This is a genomic window from Streptomyces humicola (assembly GCF_024436035.1).
GTDB lineage: Bacteria > Actinomycetota > Actinomycetes > Streptomycetales > Streptomycetaceae > Streptantibioticus_B > Streptantibioticus_B humicola.
Genome location: NZ_JANFNG010000055.1, coordinates 1 through 15,456 on the forward strand (window position 1 = coordinate 1; position 15,456 = coordinate 15,456).

Below are 15,456 nucleotides of genomic sequence, written 5' to 3' on the forward strand. Positions count from 1 at the left end.
GCCCCCGCCACGCTTCTCCTCCTCTGCGGCCGCGAACTCCGCGACAACTGAACCAACCCAAGACCGGGGGGGAGGAGAACGGGGGAACCGGGAAAACCGGGGGGAACAGCTCGCCCGCGCCGCTTTGCCTCTTCTGAGGGGTGGAGGCCGGCGGCGCGGGCGGCACACACTCCGTCCGGTGGTGCGTCGACACTGTCCCGTCGCGCCCACCGCACCACCGGGCGGCTCCACTTGTGCAAGGCCCGTTACGGACGTCCGTAACGGGCCTTGCGCGTTCAACGACCGCGGACCAGACCGGACAGGTAACGCCCACGGCGGGGCCGGGCCGGCAGATCCGGGCGAGGGGCCCCGCCTGCGTACGGGGGAGAACGCAGGACGGGGCCGTGCGCGTGCGGCGGACTCCGCCTTCCACCACGGGGGAACGGTGGCCGGGCAGGTCCGTTCCCGGTTGCCGTGTGGCGCTCGGGGGTTGACCACACCTCTTCCGGTGCACGCACCGCGCCGCACGTTACCCGAGGTAAGTTGATCGTTCAACTCGACTACCGCCCCTGCATGCGGACACCTTGGCACTGATTCACCGTCAAATGTTTTGTACATTACCAAAACTGAACGGCCGGGAATCGCTGCGGAGGGTTCAGTCGTCGATCCCGGAGCGCTCCACGCCGGCGACGATATGACGCTGCAGGGCGACGAAGACGACCACGAGCGGCAGGATCGACACCGCGGCCGCGATGAACAACTCGTGCAGATCTACGGTCTGCGCGGTGGTGAACGTGGCAAGCGCCACCTGGACCGTCCACGCCTGCTGGTCCTGACCGATCACGAGTGGCCACAGGAACGAGTTCCACGACCCGATGAAGACGATCGCGCCGACGGCGGCGAAGACCGGGCGCGAGTTCGGCACCACGACACGCCAGTAGGTGCGCCAGTACCCGAGGCCGTCGACCCGGGCCGCGTCCTCCAACTCCTGCGGGAAGCCGAGGAAGTACTGCCGGAAGAGGAAGGCCGCAAAGGCGCTGAACAGCGTCGGGACGATCAGCCCGCGCAGCGTGGAGATCCAGCCGAGGGTGGAGACGAGCACGAAGCTCGGCACAAAAGTCACGGCCGACGGGATCATCAGGGTGCCGAGGATCGCGTAGAAGACGTGATTGGCGTACGGGTACGGGATCCGTGCGAGTCCGTACCCGGCGAGCGAGGCGAGCAGCAGGGTGCCGGCCGTGGTCAGCACCGCGATCTGGGTGGAGTTCCACAGCGCGTGCAGCATGGGCACGGACGGGTCGTCGAACAGCTGCCGGATGTTTCCCCAGTGCACAGTCCTGGGGAGGAAGGTCCAGCCGGGCGCGGTGATGTCCGTCTCGGTGGAGAGCCCGTTGCGTACGAGGAGATAGAACGGCACGAGGAAGAGCAGTGCGAGCGCGCCGAGGACGACGGCCCGCAGCGCCCGGCCCAGACGCACATGAGCGTCCCGCATCATGCCTCCCTCCGGCCGAGGCCGAACCAGCGCGCCTGCACCACCGTGACGGCCACGATGATCAGCGCGAGGACCACCGCGCCCGCGCTGCCGAGCCCGAGATCCTGTCCCTGGCCCAGCGCCACGTAGTACAGGTAGACCAACGGCGGCCGGGCGTAGGGCGGATAGCCGCGCGCCGTCGACAGCAGGTTGTAGAACTCGTCGAAGGCCTGGAAGGCGTTGATCACAAGCAGCAGCACGACGGCCACCGAGGTCGCACGCAGCTGCGGGAGGGTGATGTGACGCAGGACCTGCCAGCCGGGGCGTGCGCCGTCGACGGCGGCCGCCTCGTAGAGCGCGCGGGGGATGCGCTGCAGCCCGGCGAGGAAGAGCACCATGTAGAAGCCGGCCTGGAGCCACAGCCGTACCGTGATGATCACCAGCCAGTACCAGGGCGGGTGCGTCGTCGACAGCCAGGCGACCGGGTCCGCGCCGAACCAGCGCAGCACGGTGTTGGCCAGACCGAACCGTACCCCGTTGAAGACCGACATCTTCCAGATCACCGAGGCCACCACATAACTGCACGCGGTCGGCAGGAAGAAGACGGAGCGGAAAAAGGCCCGCGCGAAGCGAAGCCGGTTCACCATCAGCGCCAGGGCGAGCGAGAGGGCGAAGGTGGTGGGGACGATGAAGAGCGTGAAGGCGGCGAACGTCGCGAGGCTGGAGGTGAAGGCGGGGTCGGTGAGCATCGACGCGTAGTTCGACAGGCCGACGAAGTGGGTCGGGGTGACGGTGTTGTGGGCGTCGAAGAAGCTGAGGGCGATGCTCCACAGCAGCGGGATGTACGCGAAGACGGCAAGCCCGACGACGAACGGCCCGGTGAAGACCCAGAACCACAGGTACCGCTTCTGCGGGCCCCACAGTGAACTGCGCACGCGTCAGCTCTTCTTCTGGACGCGCCTCAGCTCCGAGGTCACCACGCCCGCTGCCGCCTTCAGCTGGGCCGAGGGGTCGGCGCCGTTCTGGATGACGCGGGTGAGGGCGTCCTGCAGCGCGGTCTGCGAGGCGGGTGTCCACAGCAGTGGGTTGGCGTGTCCGCAGTCAGTGGTGAAGCTCACCACGTCGGCGGCGGGCCCCGACCGGAGCTTGGCCGCCTTCTTCGCCAGCGAGATGCGGGCGGGGATGTGAAAGCCGTAGGAGAGGGCGAAGTCCTCCTGGTAGTCGGTGCGGTCCACCCACAGCCATTGCACGTAGGCCTTGGCGGCGTCGATGTGCCTGCTGCGGGCGTTGACGGCCGATGCGTACGCGCCGACGGGTACGGCGGGCCGACCGGCGGGGCCGTCCTTCGGGAACGGCAGCACTCCGAAGTCGTCGCCGACGGCCTGTTTGATCTGCGGCATCGCCCACAGGCCCGTCCACTGCATGGCGGCAAGGCCCTCAGTGAACGCCGACGGGTCCGACCAGTCGGCGGGGGCGCCGAGCAGCAGGGACTTGTCGGCGTAGAGAGTGTGCAGCTTGCCGAGCGTGGCGGCGGCGGCCGGATCGTCGAAGCCGACGGTGCCGCTGTCGGTGACGAGCTCCAGTCCTGCGGCGAACAGGGGCGTGCCGCCCAGCACTCCGGCGCCGCCGTCGTTGCCGAGGAAGAGCCCCTTGACGTCCTTCGTCGTCAGCCGTCCGGCGGCGTCCACCAGCTCGTCCAGCGTCTGCGGTGGCTGGACGCCGGCCTTGGCGAGCAGGCTCTTGCGGTAGTAGAGCAGCTGGGTGTCGATAACCTGCGGGATGCCGTAGACCCTGCCCTGGTAGGTCTTGGGCGCGAGCACCGCGGGGTTGAAGTCGGAGCGCACAGGTGCGATCCGGTCGGTGAGGTCGACGACCTGGCCACCCTGGATCTGGTCCAGGGTCGGCCCGTTGACCTCGAAGACGTCGGGGCCCGAGTCGGTGAGCAGCGCCGCCGCGGTCTGCTGGTCGTAGTCGCCGGGCCGCCATTCGACGCTGACTGTCGCCTTGGTGTAGGCGGCCGCGTAGCGCTTGACGGCCTGTTCGGTGCCGGCCTCCCCGTACTGGTGGTACCACTGGGACAGCGCAGGGCCGTCGCCTCCCGCACCACCTCCCCCACGGCCGGTGTTGGAGCCACAGCCGGCGAGGGCTCCGCTCAGGGCGACGGAGCCGCCCAGGGCGAGCAGTTGTCGGCGGGAGAGCCGGTGGTCGGGGTGGGTCATGGTGGTCAAGTATCTCCGCAATCTGTGGATCGCATGTGGCAACTCCATGAATTCGCCACGGACGGGTGGCACGGAGCTGATTGGTATGGACATGACCTGACGGCGGGTCTATCGTGCGCCGTGGTCCAGACCACAAGCGGGCGCGGCGCTTCACCGCCCGGCACGCCACCACCGACTTCGAGTACTTCACCACCAAGAACGGCTACGACCCCACCAAGCCGCTGACCAGGGACGAGCTCGAACCGCAGCCCTTCCTGACGGTGCCCTACGGTGGCCGGCCCCCGTCGAGCGACACCGTCACCCAGCAGGGCACCGTCCCGGCCGGGCTGACCGGCAAACACCTGATCCTCGGTGTCTGGAACATCGCCGACACCGGCAACGCCTTCTACGCCTGCTCCGACGTGCAGTTCTGAGAACTGCCCGGCTTCGCGGGCGGTGTCACGCAACCCGCGCGCAGGCCGTCCACGAAGCCCGGATTCCCTCGCGCGTTGAACCGGACTCGCACTCCTTACGTTTTTCAGCTGTCACCGTCGTCCCGGCAGGATCGGTGATCCGATCGGGAGGCCGGCCGCGGCGGCGAAAGAAGCGTGAGGAGAGTGGTCGCGTGCGCAAATCTCACCTATTGGTCGTGGCGACATCCGCCACGGTCGTGTTCATCGGCGCGGCCCCGGCCTTCGCCGGGACCGGAACCGGACAGGTGATTGTTTCGCCGTCGATGGCAAGCCCTGGCCAAATGGTGAACGTATCCGGAACTTGCCCCAATAACGGCGGATCCCTGCAATGGGTGGGATCACCGGCTTTCGCTGCCAGGTCGGGCGATCCGTACTATGCCATGACGGGCAAGGGCGGTTCCGCCGCAATGGCATCGACCAATCCGGTGAACTGGTCGGGCCGCGCGATGATATCGCAGCATGCCAAGCCCGGAAAAGCCACCGTCACGGCGCGGTGCGGGACCGTCAACATCGCAGTGCAGATCATCGTCGTCAACCGCGGTACGACCGGCACGATGCCCACGCCCACCCGCTCGGGCGGGATGATGATGGGCTCCTCGATGCCGTCGACGATGCCGTCGTCCATGCCGTCGGCGATGCCGTCGATGACCACGGCCACGAGCCAGGGGCAGATGGGCGTCATGCCGAGCGGCGCGCCGGATACCGGAGCCGTCGCCTCCGGCCCCTCCTTCCCCGGTGGCTATGCCGCTGAAGGGGCCGTGGGCGGCGTGCTCCTGGGCGCCGCGGGCGCCGCCGTGTTCCTGCTGCGCAGGGCCAGGGTTCACCGTTGACACGACATGCCGCCGGTCCGTCAGCACCGCGTCGCGGGGGCTGCATCGCCACCGCGGTGATGGTGCTGATGGTGCTCGCCGGGGCGGCCGGGCTGGGGCTCGCATACGAGGGGTGGCGTGCCGCGTCGGCGCAGCAGTCGGCCGTGCAGGCACCCCCCGCGAGCCCCGGGCCGGCGGCCCCGAGCACCTCGGCGCCGCCGTCGCACCGGGCGGCGGGCGGGCTCGTCCTGCCCGCGTCGGTTCCGGTGCGCCTGGACATTCCCGCCATCGGGGTCAGCACGCCGCTGATGCGGCTGGGTCTGAATGCGGACCGGACGGTTCAGGTGCCGCCGATACAGAAGGATTCCCCGGCGGGCTGGTATCAGTACTCACCGACGCCAGGCCAACTCGGCCCCTCCGTCATTCTCGGCCATGTCACCGTCGGTCAATTCGGCAACGGCGTCTTCCTGCGACTGGCCGCACTGAGAGCCGGCGACCAGGTCGAGGTGTTCCGGTCCGACGGTACCGAGGCCGTGTTCCAGGTGCAGAAAGTCGCCGAATACCCGAAATCGAGCTTTCCGACCCGGGAGGTGTACGGGGGAATCGCCTACGCCGGACTCCGCCTCATCACCTGCGGAGGTTCCCGTAATGAGCTCACACACACCTATCCGGACAATGTCGTGGCCTACGCCTCACTTGTGTCGGCAAAGGCCTCGGCCGCCTAGACAGGAGTTGACACTGTGTATCGACGCCCTCGCAACGGCAGGCACCGATCATGGCCGCAACTTGTGCGGCGTCGGCGTTTCTCCATGCTCACCTTCATCACGGCGGGCCTTTCGGTTGTGCTTTTCGGAGTCGGAGGTGCCGTGTTCGCGGCCAACCTGATGAACCAGCAACCACAGGCGGCTGCGGCCAACCCCGACCCGAACGGCACCCTCGTCGTGCCCGCCAGCCCGCTGAGCACACAGGGGCTCGCCGGCACCAACCTCACCCTGCAGAACCCGTACCGGACCGGCGTCGACCAACCGCCGGTCGGCAACGCTGCGAGCGGAGACCCCACCGCTTACTGCCGCACCATGGTCGCCATCCAGCAGCGGCGCGTGCAGCTGGACAGCAGGATGACGATGCAGGTCACCTCCCCCGGCCCGGCGATGGCGAGCAACCCGTTCACCTTCCTCGCCAACAGACTCAACCAGTCGTTCACCAACCTCGGTTGCACGGGCCTGCTGCACATGAAAAACCCCGTCACGGTCACCGCCGACGGCGCGGGTGTCGTGGTCGCCGCCACCTTCGCCCACCCGATCGCCTGACCCCGGGGAGTCTCGAGGATGTCCCCACGGGCATCGCGACAGGACCGTCCGCCTGCCATGCACGGTGAGGCGAACGGGAGTCCCCCGTGCCGAAGGCCAGGGGACCACGATCGCGCAGACCATGACCGCGCAGACGACGAGGCGCTCCGCTCGCTCTATGCCGCACACGCCGCCTCGCTGTTCAGGTACGTGCTCCCCATGACCCGCGGCGACCACCAGCGCGCGGAGGACGTCGTGCAGGAGACCATGCTCCGGGCCTGGCGCACGCCCAGTGTGCTCGATCCGTCGGAAGGGTCCGCTCTGGGGTGGCTGCGTACGGTGGCGCGCAACCTCGTCATCGACCAGGAGCGGATGCGCCGGGCCCGGCCCGCCGAGGTGGGTGAGGAACCCCTGATGCTCCATCCGTCGTCGACACCGGGACCCGATGAAGCGCTCGCGAGGACACTGCTGTCCTGGCAGTTGGCCGAGGCGCTCGCGACGCTCACCGCGGATCACCGTGCCGTGCTCCTGGAGCTGTACTACCGGGAGCGCTCGGTCGCGGAGGCCGCCGAAGCGCTCGGCATACCACAGGGCACGGTCAAGTCGCGGGCGTACTACGCCGTTCGCGCGCTGCGGCTGGTCTGCCAGGAACGGGGGCTGACGCGATGATCCGCCCCGGCACGGGTACGGAGTGCGAGCACTTCCGGCTGCTGCTGGGCGTGCTCGTGCTGGGCGCGCTGACGCCCGAGGAGTCCAGGGACGTGCGCGGGCACCTGGCCGGCTGTCCGGAGTGCCGCCGGGAGCACGACGAGCTGGCCGGTGTGCCCGCGCTCCTCGGGCTGCTCTCCGCGACCGAGGCCGAGGCCGTGGGATCCCGCCGGGGTGCGGAGCGGCCGACGGGCGCCGAAGGCGCCGCCGGCCGTTCCGTGGCCTTCATGGAGCAGGGACGGGGACGAGGACGGGGACGGGGACGGGGACGGCCTCGCGGTCACGGACGGATGCGGCCGCGGGCGAGGCGACGTCGGTGCGCCCGCAACCGCATGGTCGCGCTCGCCGCCGGCTTCGTCGTGCTGGCCGCCGGTGCCGCCGCAGCGTGGTCCTCCGCCGGGGGCGGCCAGAGCCCGCCGGTCCACATCACCTCGGCCGTCGACCGCACGACCGGAGTGGGCGCCTCCGTGTCGGTGCTTCCCGCCGCATGGGGCAGCCGCATCTCGCTCGCCCTGCACAACGCGCCTGCCGGATCGAGCTGTTCGCTGGTGGCGGTGGGGTGGCACGGCGAGCACGAGACGGCCGCCAGCTGGACGGCGAAGTACCGCGGCGACCTCACGATCCCGGGCGCCGTCGCCATGTCGCCCCAGGAGATCGCCAGGTTCGACGTGGACACCTTCGACGGCCACCGGCTCGTCTCGGTGCCCGGATGACCTTAGGGCAATGCAAAGCATCGCACGGCAGCACAAGGGAAGTCGGCGGAATTCAGCGCAGTTCGAGGAATTGACGCACAGGCGACAGGGAGGCTTCCGCCCATGAGCTCGACGGCAAGCAGACACCGTGCTTCGCTGCACCGGCGGATCACGCACCGCCGCACGCCGAGCATCCGCCGCAGGATCACGTACTACCGCTATTTCCCGGCCCGGCACGGTTTCCGCACCGGCGCGGTCGCCATGCTCTTCGTCCTTTTCCTCTCCGCCTACGCAGGGATCTTCCTATATTTCCCCCACTGATGACGGTCTGTTCTCATCCCATCACTCCTTCCTCGTCCAGGGTGCGCCGCAGCGCCATCAGCCCGTAATGCACCCGCGACTTCACTGTGCCGCACGGTATGCCGAGCACCGCGGCAGCCTGGCGTACCGAGCGTCCCACCAGATACGACTCGACGATGGCCTCGCGCTGGGCCGGTGTCAGGGTGGCGAGCGCGTCCGCGAGGGCCAGGAGGGACAGCGCGCGGTCGAGTTCGTCCGGACCGGCGAGGAACTCCAGAGCCGTGTCCCCCACCTCCTGGGGCCGCACCCGACGGCTCCGGTAGTCGTCGATCACGATGCGCCTGGCCACTGTGGCGAGCCACGAGCGGGTACTGCCCGCGGCGTCGACGAGCTGTTCGGCGTGGCGCCACGCCCTCAACAAAGTTTCCTGGACGACGTCCTCCGCCCAGTACAGGTCGCCGCCGGTGAGGGTGACCACATACCGCAGGAGGGAAGAGGCGTGCTCGTGGTAGAGCCGTGGCAGGAAGCACTCGACAGCGGTATCCATGCGCGCACCTCACCGGATCTCCGCAGTGATCGCGCCTGCGCGGCCGTACGCGCCGTCCGCGGCTGCTGCCGAGGGCAGGTGTTCCGCGAGCTCGCGCAGGCTCCAGACGCGCCCGACGAGGTGGTGGTAGGCGAGGAGACGCTCGGAGCTGTCGAAGCCGACGACACCCGTGAGCTGGAGCGCGTCGGCCGAGACGGGCCGGGTGAACGCGGCGAGGAACCTCAGTTCCTTGGGCGAGCCCTCGACGAGACTCACCCGGCTGCCCAACGCGGGCGATCCGACGGCCTGCAGCCGGATTCCGTGCTGCTCCGACCAGAAGCGCGGTACGGGGGTGAAGGGCGTCGCCGCCGCGGGCCCGGCAAGCAGCGCGTCGGCTGCCGCCTGGCCCATCTCCACGGCGTTGATCCAGTGTTCGACGCGGCGCGGCACTGCGTCGAAACGCCAGTTGGGCCACCGTGCGACATCGCCTGCGGCGACGCACCCCGGCATCGGTGCTCCCAGCGGGCCGATGACATGGCAGCTCGCGTCGCAGAGCACTCCGTCGGTGGTGTCGAGCCCTGTGCCGGCCAGCCAGTCGACGCGTGGCACGCCACCGAGTCCCAGGACGACGAGGCCGGCGTCGAGCACGTCGCCCCCGGCGAGGCGCAGCCGCAGCCCCTTGCCCGTCTCACGCCACTCGACGATGCGGGTGCCCAGTCGCAGGTCGACGCCTGCCTGCCGGTGCAGCCGCCCCACGATCCGTCCCAGCCGGCTGCCCAGGGTGCGGTGGAGCAGCGGCGCGCCCTGGGCGACGATGGTGACGTCCATCGCGCGGGAGCGGGCGGCGCAGGCCAGTTCGCAGCCGACGAAACCTCCGCCGACGATGACGATGCGGCCGTCGGCCTCGGCGAACGCCGAGCGGATCGCCCGGGCGTCGTCGAAGCTGCGCAGCGTCAGGATGCGGTCGCTGTGCAGCGGTGCCCGGTCCATTCGCCGGGCGTCCACGCCGGTCGCCATCACCAGCCCGTCGAAGGGGAGTTGCTCGGCGCCGGGCAGCGTCAGGACGCGCCGGCCGGGATCGAGACCGGTCACCCGGGTGCCGAGCCGCCAGGCCGCGTCCGCTTCGGAGGCGTCGAGCCGGAGGTCGTCGGCGCCCCAGGCGCCGGCGAGGTACTGCTTGGACAGGGCCGGCCGGTTGTACGGTCCGAGGCGTTCGTCGCCGACGAGGACGAGCTCCCCGTCGAAGCCGCGGCGCCGCAGCCGCATGGCGGCGCTCAGCCCGGCCGGGCCGGTGCCGACGACGACGATGCGCTCTCGGCCCCTGACGCGTCGCCGCGGTCCGCGCGGCGGAGTGGCGTGCCGCAGGGAGATCGCCTGCATGGGGCAGCAGCGTGCGGCCTGGCGCACCTGGTCGGCGGAGTGCGCCGACGGGTCGGCGACGTAGTCGAGGGTGCCCCTGGTGGTGAGGCGGAAGACGCTCGGGGCTTCCTGTACGCAGATCCCGTACAGATGACAGCGGTTGTTGTCGACGCTGACCGCGGGCGGTGGTGCATCGATCGCCGACAACGTTGGCCGGGACGGGGTCGGTGCCGGTCGCGTGATGCTCATGCGTCCCCTTCCGCCGGGGTGAGCCGATCGGCGGGCAGCAGCCTGAGGGTGAACAGCAGGAAGCATGCGCCGGCCCCCGCCGCCACCCCCATCCCGACCAGACTCAGGGTTCTGGGTTCCGGGTTGACGGTGATGATGTGCAGCCAGACGAGCAGGAACGCGACGTACGCGCCTTGGTGCAGGCGGAGCCAGCGCCGGTACCCCAGGCGCCGCTGTGCCCACACGGATACCCCTACAGCCAGGGCGAGTTCGAGGCCGAGCACGCCGAAGCCGACAGGCACCTTCTGCACTCCGCCGACGAACGGCACCACGAGGTTCACCAGGGCGATGCGCCAGACCGGCTGGTAGATGAAGGTCAGTCCGTGCACGAGGCTGAAGACGACAGCAGTAAGGGCAAGCACCATGTGTGCGCCGTACAGCGTCTGGCGTCTGATGTGCCGTTGTGCGAAGCGGGTGCGCAGCAGGACGCCGAAGACGACGGTGGCCACCATCAGCGCATAGGCGAGCAGTGCGGCCAGCCTGGCGATCTTGTGCACGCCCTCGTCGTAGGCGATGTGCTGGACGCGGGCGGCGCCAGGCGACCCGGGCACGGGTAAGGAAGGCATGGGCATGACGACACGCTCCTTGGTGCGGGGGGTGGCGTCCGGTCGCGAATTGCCGGATCCGCCAATCGCAAGGTGCGGTGGATTCGGGTGGGCTATACTCGGGGTAACAGAGAATTTGCTGATAGCCCGTCACCTCGGGGTGGTTACCCCGGAGTACCGCGGAAGTTAACCAGAACCCCGAGTTCATATCAATGGTGTGACGACACTTTCCGATCCATGTGAAATTGGCATTCTTTGCCCTCTTGGTATCGGTATGCGCCGACAGGCCTGCGCGAGGCGGTCGAAAAGGTTCTGAACCCATTCCCGTTCCGGTCCGTATTGAGCGTGCACACGTGAGGCCCGATTCAGCCGGACGTGACGGGAGACCGACCGATGAGCCGCATCGACGCACTGGTGTACCTTCGGCCCTCAGGCCGCCACCGGGCCCGCACTCTCGGACACCCCGCCGTGGTGCGGGCGTTGCCGCCCCATGTGGGAACCCTCGCACCCCTCGGGGGCTTCATTCTCTATGTCGTCCTGTCGGCCTACGGCGGCGGGGCGTTGAACACGCCTCTCGGCGGCGGACTCACCCTCGGCATCGTCCTCGGCCTGCTCCAGCTGGCCGGTTTCCTCGGCTCGGCCGTACGGGCGGAGCAGACCGGCGGCGTCGACTGGCCGGCGGAGCCGCACCGATGACCATCTCCCAGTCCGCGCAGACCGCTGCCCTCGCCATCTTCTCCGTGCTGGCCACGCTCGCCATGCTGCTGTGCATCGTCACCGCATCGGACTCCGGGGACCCCGCCGACTTCTACACCGGCTACCGCGCCCTCACCCCCTGGACCAACGGCCTGGCAGTGGCCGGCGACTACATCTCCGCGGCGACCGTGCTGACCACCTCCGGCATCGTCGCGCTCAGCGGCTACGACGGCGTCGTCCTCGTCCTGAGCACCGTCCTGTCACTGCTGTTGATCTCCGCGGCTGCCGAACACCTGTGGAGGGCAGGGGGGTTCACGCTCGGGGACATCCTCGCCCGGCGGATGCCGGGCCGCGCCGTGCGCGCCGCTGCGGCCGGCGTCACGCTCGCCGCCCTGCTGCCGTTCCTGCTGGTCCAGTTGTCGGTGGCCGGAGCGCTCGTCTCGTTCATGCTCGGGGCTCCGGACGACGGGGTGAAAGCCGTGTGCATCTGTGTGGTCGGTGCGCTGATGATCGGTTATGCGGCCTTCGGCGGCGCCAAGGGCACCGCACTGGTGCAGATCCTCAAGATGGTCATCCTTCTCGGGGCGAGCCTGACGGTCGTCCTGATCGCGCTGGGCCGCTTCCATGGATCGACCACCGCACTGCTTCAGGCCGCCGAGCGGGGCAGCGCCGCCGGGACGGCCTATCTGCACCAGGGCCTGGAGTTCGGCCAGGGCGCCACCGGAAGGCTCGACTTCGTCAGCGTGCAGCTCAGCGTCGCCCTCGGTACCGCGTGTCTGCCGCACGTCACGATGCGCATGAACACCGCGACCGACGCCGGTGCGGCGCGGCGCTCGATGTCCTGGGCGGTCGGCACGACCGCGCTCTTCGGGTTCTTCGTCGTCGTCATGGGCGCGGCGGCCGCAGCACTCGTCGGACGGAGGCTGATCACCGCGAGCGATCCGCAGGGGAGCACGTCGATGATGCTGCTCCCCCAGGTGCTCGGCGCGCGCTTCCCGTCGTTGGGCGAAGCGGTGCTCTACGCGGCAGTCGGCGGGGCGGTCTTCATGACGCTGCTGGCATCCGTTTCGGGGCTGACGCTGGCGGCCGCCGCCTCGATCGCCCGCGACCTTTTCGCCCACGTGATACGCCGGGGCGAGGCCACGCGGCGCGCCGAGCTGGCGGCCGCCCGGTGGGCGGTGCTCGGCATCGGCCTGCCGGCCGTGGTCCTGGCGGTGCTGGTACGGCGGTGGAATCTGCAGGTGCTCATCGCCGTGGCGTTCTGCGTGGGGGCCTCAGCGGTGGCACCGGCGCTGGTGTACAGCCTGTTCTGGAAGGGCTTCACCCGGCGGGGGCTGATGTGGACGCTGCTGAGCGGCACGGGCTGCGTGGCGGTGCTGATGACGTTCTCCACGGCGGTGTCGGGAACGCCCCAATCCCTCTTCCCCTCCCATGACTTCCACTGGTTCCCGCTGCAGACCACCGGGATCGTCACGGTCCCGGTGGGGTTCCTCGCCGGATGGCTCGGCAGCCGGCCCCTGCCTACGGCGGCCTCGCTGCTGCGCCACCCGCAGCCGGCTGCGGAACATCCTGTGCCGGCGGGCGTGCACGATGCGCCGACGGGGGAATGATCAGACGCACAGGGCCTGTCGGTATCGTGCGGAGCACCACGCAGGGAGGCGTGCCATGAGCGAACGAGTCAGCGGCGTGGTCAAGTGGTTCAACCAGGTGAAGGGGTACGGGTACATCACCGGGGACGACGGCAGCGACGTCCTGGTCCACCGCCGGGAGATCGTGGGCGGCACGTTTCTCGCCGAGGGCATGCGGGTGACGTATGTCGCGGTGGGCGGTCCCGAGGACATACAGGCGCGGGAGGTCCACATCGTCGAGTAACGCAGGCTAGCGCAGTTCGTCCACGTACCTGTCGGTCCCCGGAACCGTCGGGATGAACGGGGCCACCAGTTCGACGCGGCCGAGGCCGGTGCGTGCCACCTCCTGGTCCATACCCGTGAAGTGGTCCTGCCAGACCGGCCGCGGATCCCGCTGCAGGAACCACAGCAGGGTCAGCCGGGTGCCGACGCCCTCGACCTGTTTGACGTACGACATGCGGTCGAGCGGGAGCGGGGTCGGCTCGAAGACGGTGACCATGGCGGCCGGGGAGCCGTGCAGGCGCCGCGGCAGATGGTCGGTGCGCAGCCAGTTGAGCAACGCGGGCCGGTCGTGGGCGGATTGCGCGTCGACGACTTCGACGACGAGACCGGTGTACGGGTGGTCGAGGGCGTGGATGTCACGCGGGCCTTCGTCGCCGCCGTCGCGGTGGACGGTGGCCACATGGTCCTGGAAGGCGGTGAAGACGTGGGTGCGGTCGTGGTGGACGCGGCCGTCCCTGTTCAGCCGTTTGTTGATGGCCACTGTCCACTTCATGTGCTCGTCGTAGCGGCCTGCGGTGAGCCAGTAGACGGTGATGTAGCACCCGGCGGTGACCGGTTGGGCCACCGCGGACTTCTCCGGGTAGCGCAGCAGCTGCAGTTCGCGGGTGGCGACCCAGCGGCGGCCGGCGAAGATCCAGGGCATCGCCATCGCCCCTGCGATGAAGTGGTCGTCCTCGTACCACCTGTTGTAGGCCCGCTCGTGGCCGGGATGGGGCTCGACCATCGTGATCAGGGCGTGGCCGAGGTCCGCCCCGTAGGGCCCCACGGAGGCCAGCTCCGCGTAAGTCTCGCTGTGTGTGTCCTGCGTCATGCATACAGATGTAACTGACATAGCGTCAGTTGACGAGAGACTCCGTAGACTCATGGCATCGCAATAATCTGACAGCCAGTCAGGGTGAGCGTCGGTTCGATCCGACTGGAGGCGGCCATGCTGCTGGAGGGGAAGACCGTGGTGGTATCCGGTGTCGGCCAGGGCCTCGGCCACCAGGTCGCGGCGGCCGTGGTCCGCGACGGCGGTAACGCCGTCCTGGGCGCCCGGACGGAGGCCGTCCTCGCCAAGGCGGCCGAGACGCTCGATCCGGACGGCGGGCATGTGGCATGGCACGTGACCGACATCGAGGACGAGCGGCAGTGCGACGCGCTCGCCGCGCTGGCGCGCGAGCGGTTCGGGCGGATCGACGCGCTGGTCCAGGTCGCGGCGGTCGACCGCCACTTCGGCGGTCTGCAGGATGCGGACTTCGACGCATGGCAGCAGGTGCTCCAGGTGAACCTGCTGGGGTCGCTGCGGATGACCCGGGCCTGCCTGCCGGCGCTCAGGGAGCGCGGCGGGGCCGTGGTCTTCATCGGTACGCAGTCGGCGGTCGCCGCGCCCACCCAGGTCAGGCAGGCGGCGTACGCGGCATCCAAGGGCGCGCTCACCTCCGCGATGTACTCGCTCGCGCGCGAACTCGGCCCGGACCGCATCCGCGTCAACACCGTGCTGCCCGGCTGGATGTGGGGTCCGCCCGTCCAGGGCTTCGTGGCGATGACGGCGCGTACGGAGAACGTGCCCGAGGCCGAGGTCCTGGGCCGGCTCACCGCACGGACGGCGCTGCCCGACCTGGCGACGGACGGCGATGTCGCCGAGGCCGCGGTGTTCCTCGCCTCCGACAGGGCGCGAGCCATCACCGGCCAGTCGCTGCTGGTGAACGCAGGCGAACTGATGCGGTGACGGCTCGCGCCGGTGGCCGGTCAGGGAGTCGCGGACTCCGAGGCGCTGGTCGCGTGCTCGCTCGGGGTCCTGGTGCTCGGCGCAGCGGAGGAATCCGAGGGCGACGGTGAGGTAGGGGCGGTTCAGCCCCGCTTGGGCGCTGCCTGCTGCACGACCTCGAACGACCACAGCGTGGAGCCCGATGCGGCAGGCCGACGGTGCTCGCCTGTACCACCCTGCTCGCCCCGGTGGGCGGCCTGCATCGGCCCGGACATCCAGTTCTGGAAGTCCTCCTCGCTGCGCCAACGGGTGTACACCAGGTACTGGTCGGTGCCCTCGACGGGCCGCAGCAGTTCGAACCACTCGAAGCCGTCGGACGATTCGACGGCCCCGGCCCGCGCGGCGAACCGCTTCTCCAGGGTCTCCCGCTGCTCGGCCGGGACGGTCAGCACATTGATTTTTACCACACTAAGGGCTGTCCCGTAAATGATCTACGGCCTAGTGTGGGTGTGGTCGGCTGTGG

At 69.6% G+C, this 15,456-nt stretch carries 18 protein-coding genes and 1 pseudogene; 11 read left to right on the forward strand and 8 right to left on the reverse strand.

Going from position 1 to position 15,456, the window contains the following annotated elements; translation table 11 throughout:
- Nucleotides 1-634: 634 nt before the first annotated feature.
- From NGB36_RS32615 to NGB36_RS32625, 3 genes are read right to left on the reverse strand one after another with little or no spacing between them, the layout of a single operon-like run.
- On the reverse strand, nucleotides 635-1,471 hold the full coding sequence (locus NGB36_RS32615) for a carbohydrate ABC transporter permease (protein WP_255924271.1): 837 nt from the start codon (nucleotides 1,469-1,471) through the stop codon (nucleotides 635-637).
- Nucleotides 1,471-2,385 carry a carbohydrate ABC transporter permease gene (locus tag NGB36_RS32620; protein WP_255924272.1) on the reverse strand — a complete coding sequence of 305 codons (915 nt, stop codon included), beginning with the start codon at nucleotides 2,383-2,385 and terminating at the stop codon, nucleotides 1,471-1,473. Before NGB36_RS32620 ends, NGB36_RS32615 begins: the two co-directional genes overlap by 1 nt.
- A 3-nt stretch (nucleotides 2,386-2,388) precedes the next feature.
- On the reverse strand, nucleotides 2,389-3,669 hold the full coding sequence (locus NGB36_RS32625; protein ID WP_255924273.1) for an ABC transporter substrate-binding protein: 1,281 nt from the start codon (nucleotides 3,667-3,669) through the stop codon (nucleotides 2,389-2,391).
- 146 nt (nucleotides 3,670-3,815) lie between these two features.
- Here NGB36_RS32625 and NGB36_RS32630 point away from each other — a divergent pair.
- The 7 genes and pseudogenes from NGB36_RS32630 to NGB36_RS32660 form a co-directional block, all read left to right on the forward strand.
- Nucleotides 3,816-4,082 (forward strand): annotated as a pseudogene (locus NGB36_RS32630) (lytic polysaccharide monooxygenase); the annotation flags it as partial.
- 191 nt (nucleotides 4,083-4,273) lie between these two features.
- A complete protein-coding gene (locus NGB36_RS32635; RefSeq protein WP_255924275.1) occupies nucleotides 4,274-4,951 on the forward strand; it encodes a hypothetical protein in 678 nt (225 codons plus the stop codon).
- Between the two features lie 59 nt (nucleotides 4,952-5,010).
- Entirely contained in the window at nucleotides 5,011-5,655 is a 645-nt protein-coding gene (locus NGB36_RS32640) for a class F sortase (protein ID WP_505016756.1), read from the forward strand.
- A 141-nt stretch (nucleotides 5,656-5,796) separates the two neighbouring features.
- Nucleotides 5,797-6,240: a hypothetical protein gene (locus NGB36_RS32645; protein WP_255924278.1), complete on the forward strand. Its 444-nt coding sequence runs from the start codon at nucleotides 5,797-5,799 to the stop codon at nucleotides 6,238-6,240.
- 57 nt (nucleotides 6,241-6,297) lie between these two features.
- A complete protein-coding gene (locus NGB36_RS32650) occupies nucleotides 6,298-6,888 on the forward strand; it encodes a sigma-70 family RNA polymerase sigma factor (RefSeq protein WP_255924279.1) in 591 nt (196 codons plus the stop codon).
- On the forward strand, nucleotides 6,885-7,640 hold the full coding sequence (locus NGB36_RS32655; RefSeq protein ID WP_255924280.1) for an anti-sigma factor family protein: 756 nt from the start codon (nucleotides 6,885-6,887) through the stop codon (nucleotides 7,638-7,640). Before NGB36_RS32650 ends, NGB36_RS32655 begins: the two co-directional genes overlap by 4 nt.
- Before the next feature lie 102 nt (nucleotides 7,641-7,742).
- The gene (locus NGB36_RS32660) at nucleotides 7,743-7,940 is read left to right on the forward strand and encodes a hypothetical protein (RefSeq protein ID WP_255924281.1); all 198 of its coding nucleotides are present in this window, start codon (nucleotides 7,743-7,745) and stop codon (nucleotides 7,938-7,940) included.
- Between the two features lie 13 nt (nucleotides 7,941-7,953).
- Here the strand turns inward: NGB36_RS32660 and NGB36_RS32665 are convergent, their stop codons facing one another.
- From NGB36_RS32665 to NGB36_RS32675, 3 genes are read right to left on the reverse strand one after another with little or no spacing between them, the layout of a single operon-like run.
- Complete coding sequence (locus NGB36_RS32665; RefSeq protein WP_255924282.1) at nucleotides 7,954-8,466, reverse strand: sigma-70 family RNA polymerase sigma factor; 513 nt, start codon at nucleotides 8,464-8,466, stop codon at nucleotides 7,954-7,956.
- Between the two features lie 9 nt (nucleotides 8,467-8,475).
- Nucleotides 8,476-10,053, reverse strand: coding sequence for an FAD-dependent oxidoreductase (locus NGB36_RS32670; RefSeq protein ID WP_255924283.1), 1,578 nt, complete (start codon nucleotides 10,051-10,053; stop codon nucleotides 8,476-8,478).
- Entirely contained in the window at nucleotides 10,050-10,664 is a 615-nt protein-coding gene (locus NGB36_RS32675; protein WP_255924284.1) for a ferric reductase-like transmembrane domain-containing protein, read from the reverse strand. Before NGB36_RS32675 ends, NGB36_RS32670 begins: the two co-directional genes overlap by 4 nt.
- A 366-nt stretch (nucleotides 10,665-11,030) precedes the next feature.
- Between NGB36_RS32675 and NGB36_RS32680 the strand changes: the two genes are divergently transcribed.
- The 3 genes from NGB36_RS32680 to NGB36_RS32690 are packed head-to-tail and all read left to right on the forward strand — an operon-like array spanning nucleotide 11,031 to nucleotide 13,205.
- A complete protein-coding gene (locus NGB36_RS32680; RefSeq protein ID WP_255924285.1) occupies nucleotides 11,031-11,333 on the forward strand; it encodes a DUF485 domain-containing protein in 303 nt (100 codons plus the stop codon).
- The gene (locus NGB36_RS32685; RefSeq protein WP_255924287.1) at nucleotides 11,330-12,943 is read left to right on the forward strand and encodes a sodium/solute symporter; all 1,614 of its coding nucleotides are present in this window, start codon (nucleotides 11,330-11,332) and stop codon (nucleotides 12,941-12,943) included. Before NGB36_RS32680 ends, NGB36_RS32685 begins: the two co-directional genes overlap by 4 nt.
- A 55-nt stretch (nucleotides 12,944-12,998) precedes the next feature.
- The gene (locus tag NGB36_RS32690) at nucleotides 12,999-13,205 is read left to right on the forward strand and encodes a cold-shock protein (protein WP_255924289.1); all 207 of its coding nucleotides are present in this window, start codon (nucleotides 12,999-13,001) and stop codon (nucleotides 13,203-13,205) included.
- A 6-nt stretch (nucleotides 13,206-13,211) separates the two neighbouring features.
- Here the strand turns inward: NGB36_RS32690 and NGB36_RS32695 are convergent, their stop codons facing one another.
- Nucleotides 13,212-14,054, reverse strand: a complete 843-nt coding sequence (locus NGB36_RS32695; protein ID WP_255924290.1) for a hypothetical protein — start codon at nucleotides 14,052-14,054, stop codon at nucleotides 13,212-13,214.
- Nucleotides 14,055-14,171: 117 nt separating this feature from the next.
- On the opposite strand from NGB36_RS32695, the gene NGB36_RS32700 reads away from it, so the two are divergent.
- On the forward strand, nucleotides 14,172-14,954 hold the full coding sequence (locus NGB36_RS32700; RefSeq protein ID WP_255924291.1) for an SDR family oxidoreductase: 783 nt from the start codon (nucleotides 14,172-14,174) through the stop codon (nucleotides 14,952-14,954).
- A 122-nt stretch (nucleotides 14,955-15,076) separates the two neighbouring features.
- On the opposite strand, the gene NGB36_RS32705 is transcribed toward NGB36_RS32700, so the two are convergent.
- Nucleotides 15,077-15,421 carry an antibiotic biosynthesis monooxygenase family protein gene (locus NGB36_RS32705; protein ID WP_255924292.1) on the reverse strand — a complete coding sequence of 115 codons (345 nt, stop codon included), beginning with the start codon at nucleotides 15,419-15,421 and terminating at the stop codon, nucleotides 15,077-15,079.
- Nucleotides 15,422-15,456: the final 35 nt, after the last annotated feature.

Bases quoted from the DNA above. Each gene is read 5' to 3' on its own strand.
- NGB36_RS32700 (WP_255924291.1), top strand. From the start codon at position 14,172: ATGCTGCTGGAGGGGAAGACCGTGGTGGTATCCGGTGTCGGCCAGGGC.
- NGB36_RS32665 (WP_255924282.1), bottom strand. From the start codon at position 8,466: ATGGATACCGCTGTCGAGTGCTTCCTGCCACGGCTCTACCACGAGCAC.
- NGB36_RS32670 (WP_255924283.1), bottom strand. From the start codon at position 10,053: ATGAGCATCACGCGACCGGCACCGACCCCGTCCCGGCCAACGTTGTCG.
- NGB36_RS32625 (WP_255924273.1), bottom strand. From the start codon at position 3,669: ATGACCCACCCCGACCACCGGCTCTCCCGCCGACAACTGCTCGCCCTG.
- NGB36_RS32685 (WP_255924287.1), top strand. From the start codon at position 11,330: ATGACCATCTCCCAGTCCGCGCAGACCGCTGCCCTCGCCATCTTCTCC.
- NGB36_RS32650 (WP_255924279.1), top strand. From the start codon at position 6,298: ATGCACGGTGAGGCGAACGGGAGTCCCCCGTGCCGAAGGCCAGGGGAC.
- NGB36_RS32615 (WP_255924271.1), bottom strand. From the start codon at position 1,471: ATGCGGGACGCTCATGTGCGTCTGGGCCGGGCGCTGCGGGCCGTCGTC.
- NGB36_RS32690 (WP_255924289.1), top strand. From the start codon at position 12,999: ATGAGCGAACGAGTCAGCGGCGTGGTCAAGTGGTTCAACCAGGTGAAG.
- NGB36_RS32660 (WP_255924281.1), top strand. From the start codon at position 7,743: ATGAGCTCGACGGCAAGCAGACACCGTGCTTCGCTGCACCGGCGGATC.
- NGB36_RS32695 (WP_255924290.1), bottom strand. From the start codon at position 14,054: ATGACGCAGGACACACACAGCGAGACTTACGCGGAGCTGGCCTCCGTG.
- NGB36_RS32640 (WP_505016756.1), top strand. From the start codon at position 5,011: ATGGTGCTGATGGTGCTCGCCGGGGCGGCCGGGCTGGGGCTCGCATAC.
- NGB36_RS32675 (WP_255924284.1), bottom strand. From the start codon at position 10,664: ATGCCCATGCCTTCCTTACCCGTGCCCGGGTCGCCTGGCGCCGCCCGC.
- NGB36_RS32680 (WP_255924285.1), top strand. From the start codon at position 11,031: ATGAGCCGCATCGACGCACTGGTGTACCTTCGGCCCTCAGGCCGCCAC.
- NGB36_RS32655 (WP_255924280.1), top strand. From the start codon at position 6,885: ATGATCCGCCCCGGCACGGGTACGGAGTGCGAGCACTTCCGGCTGCTG.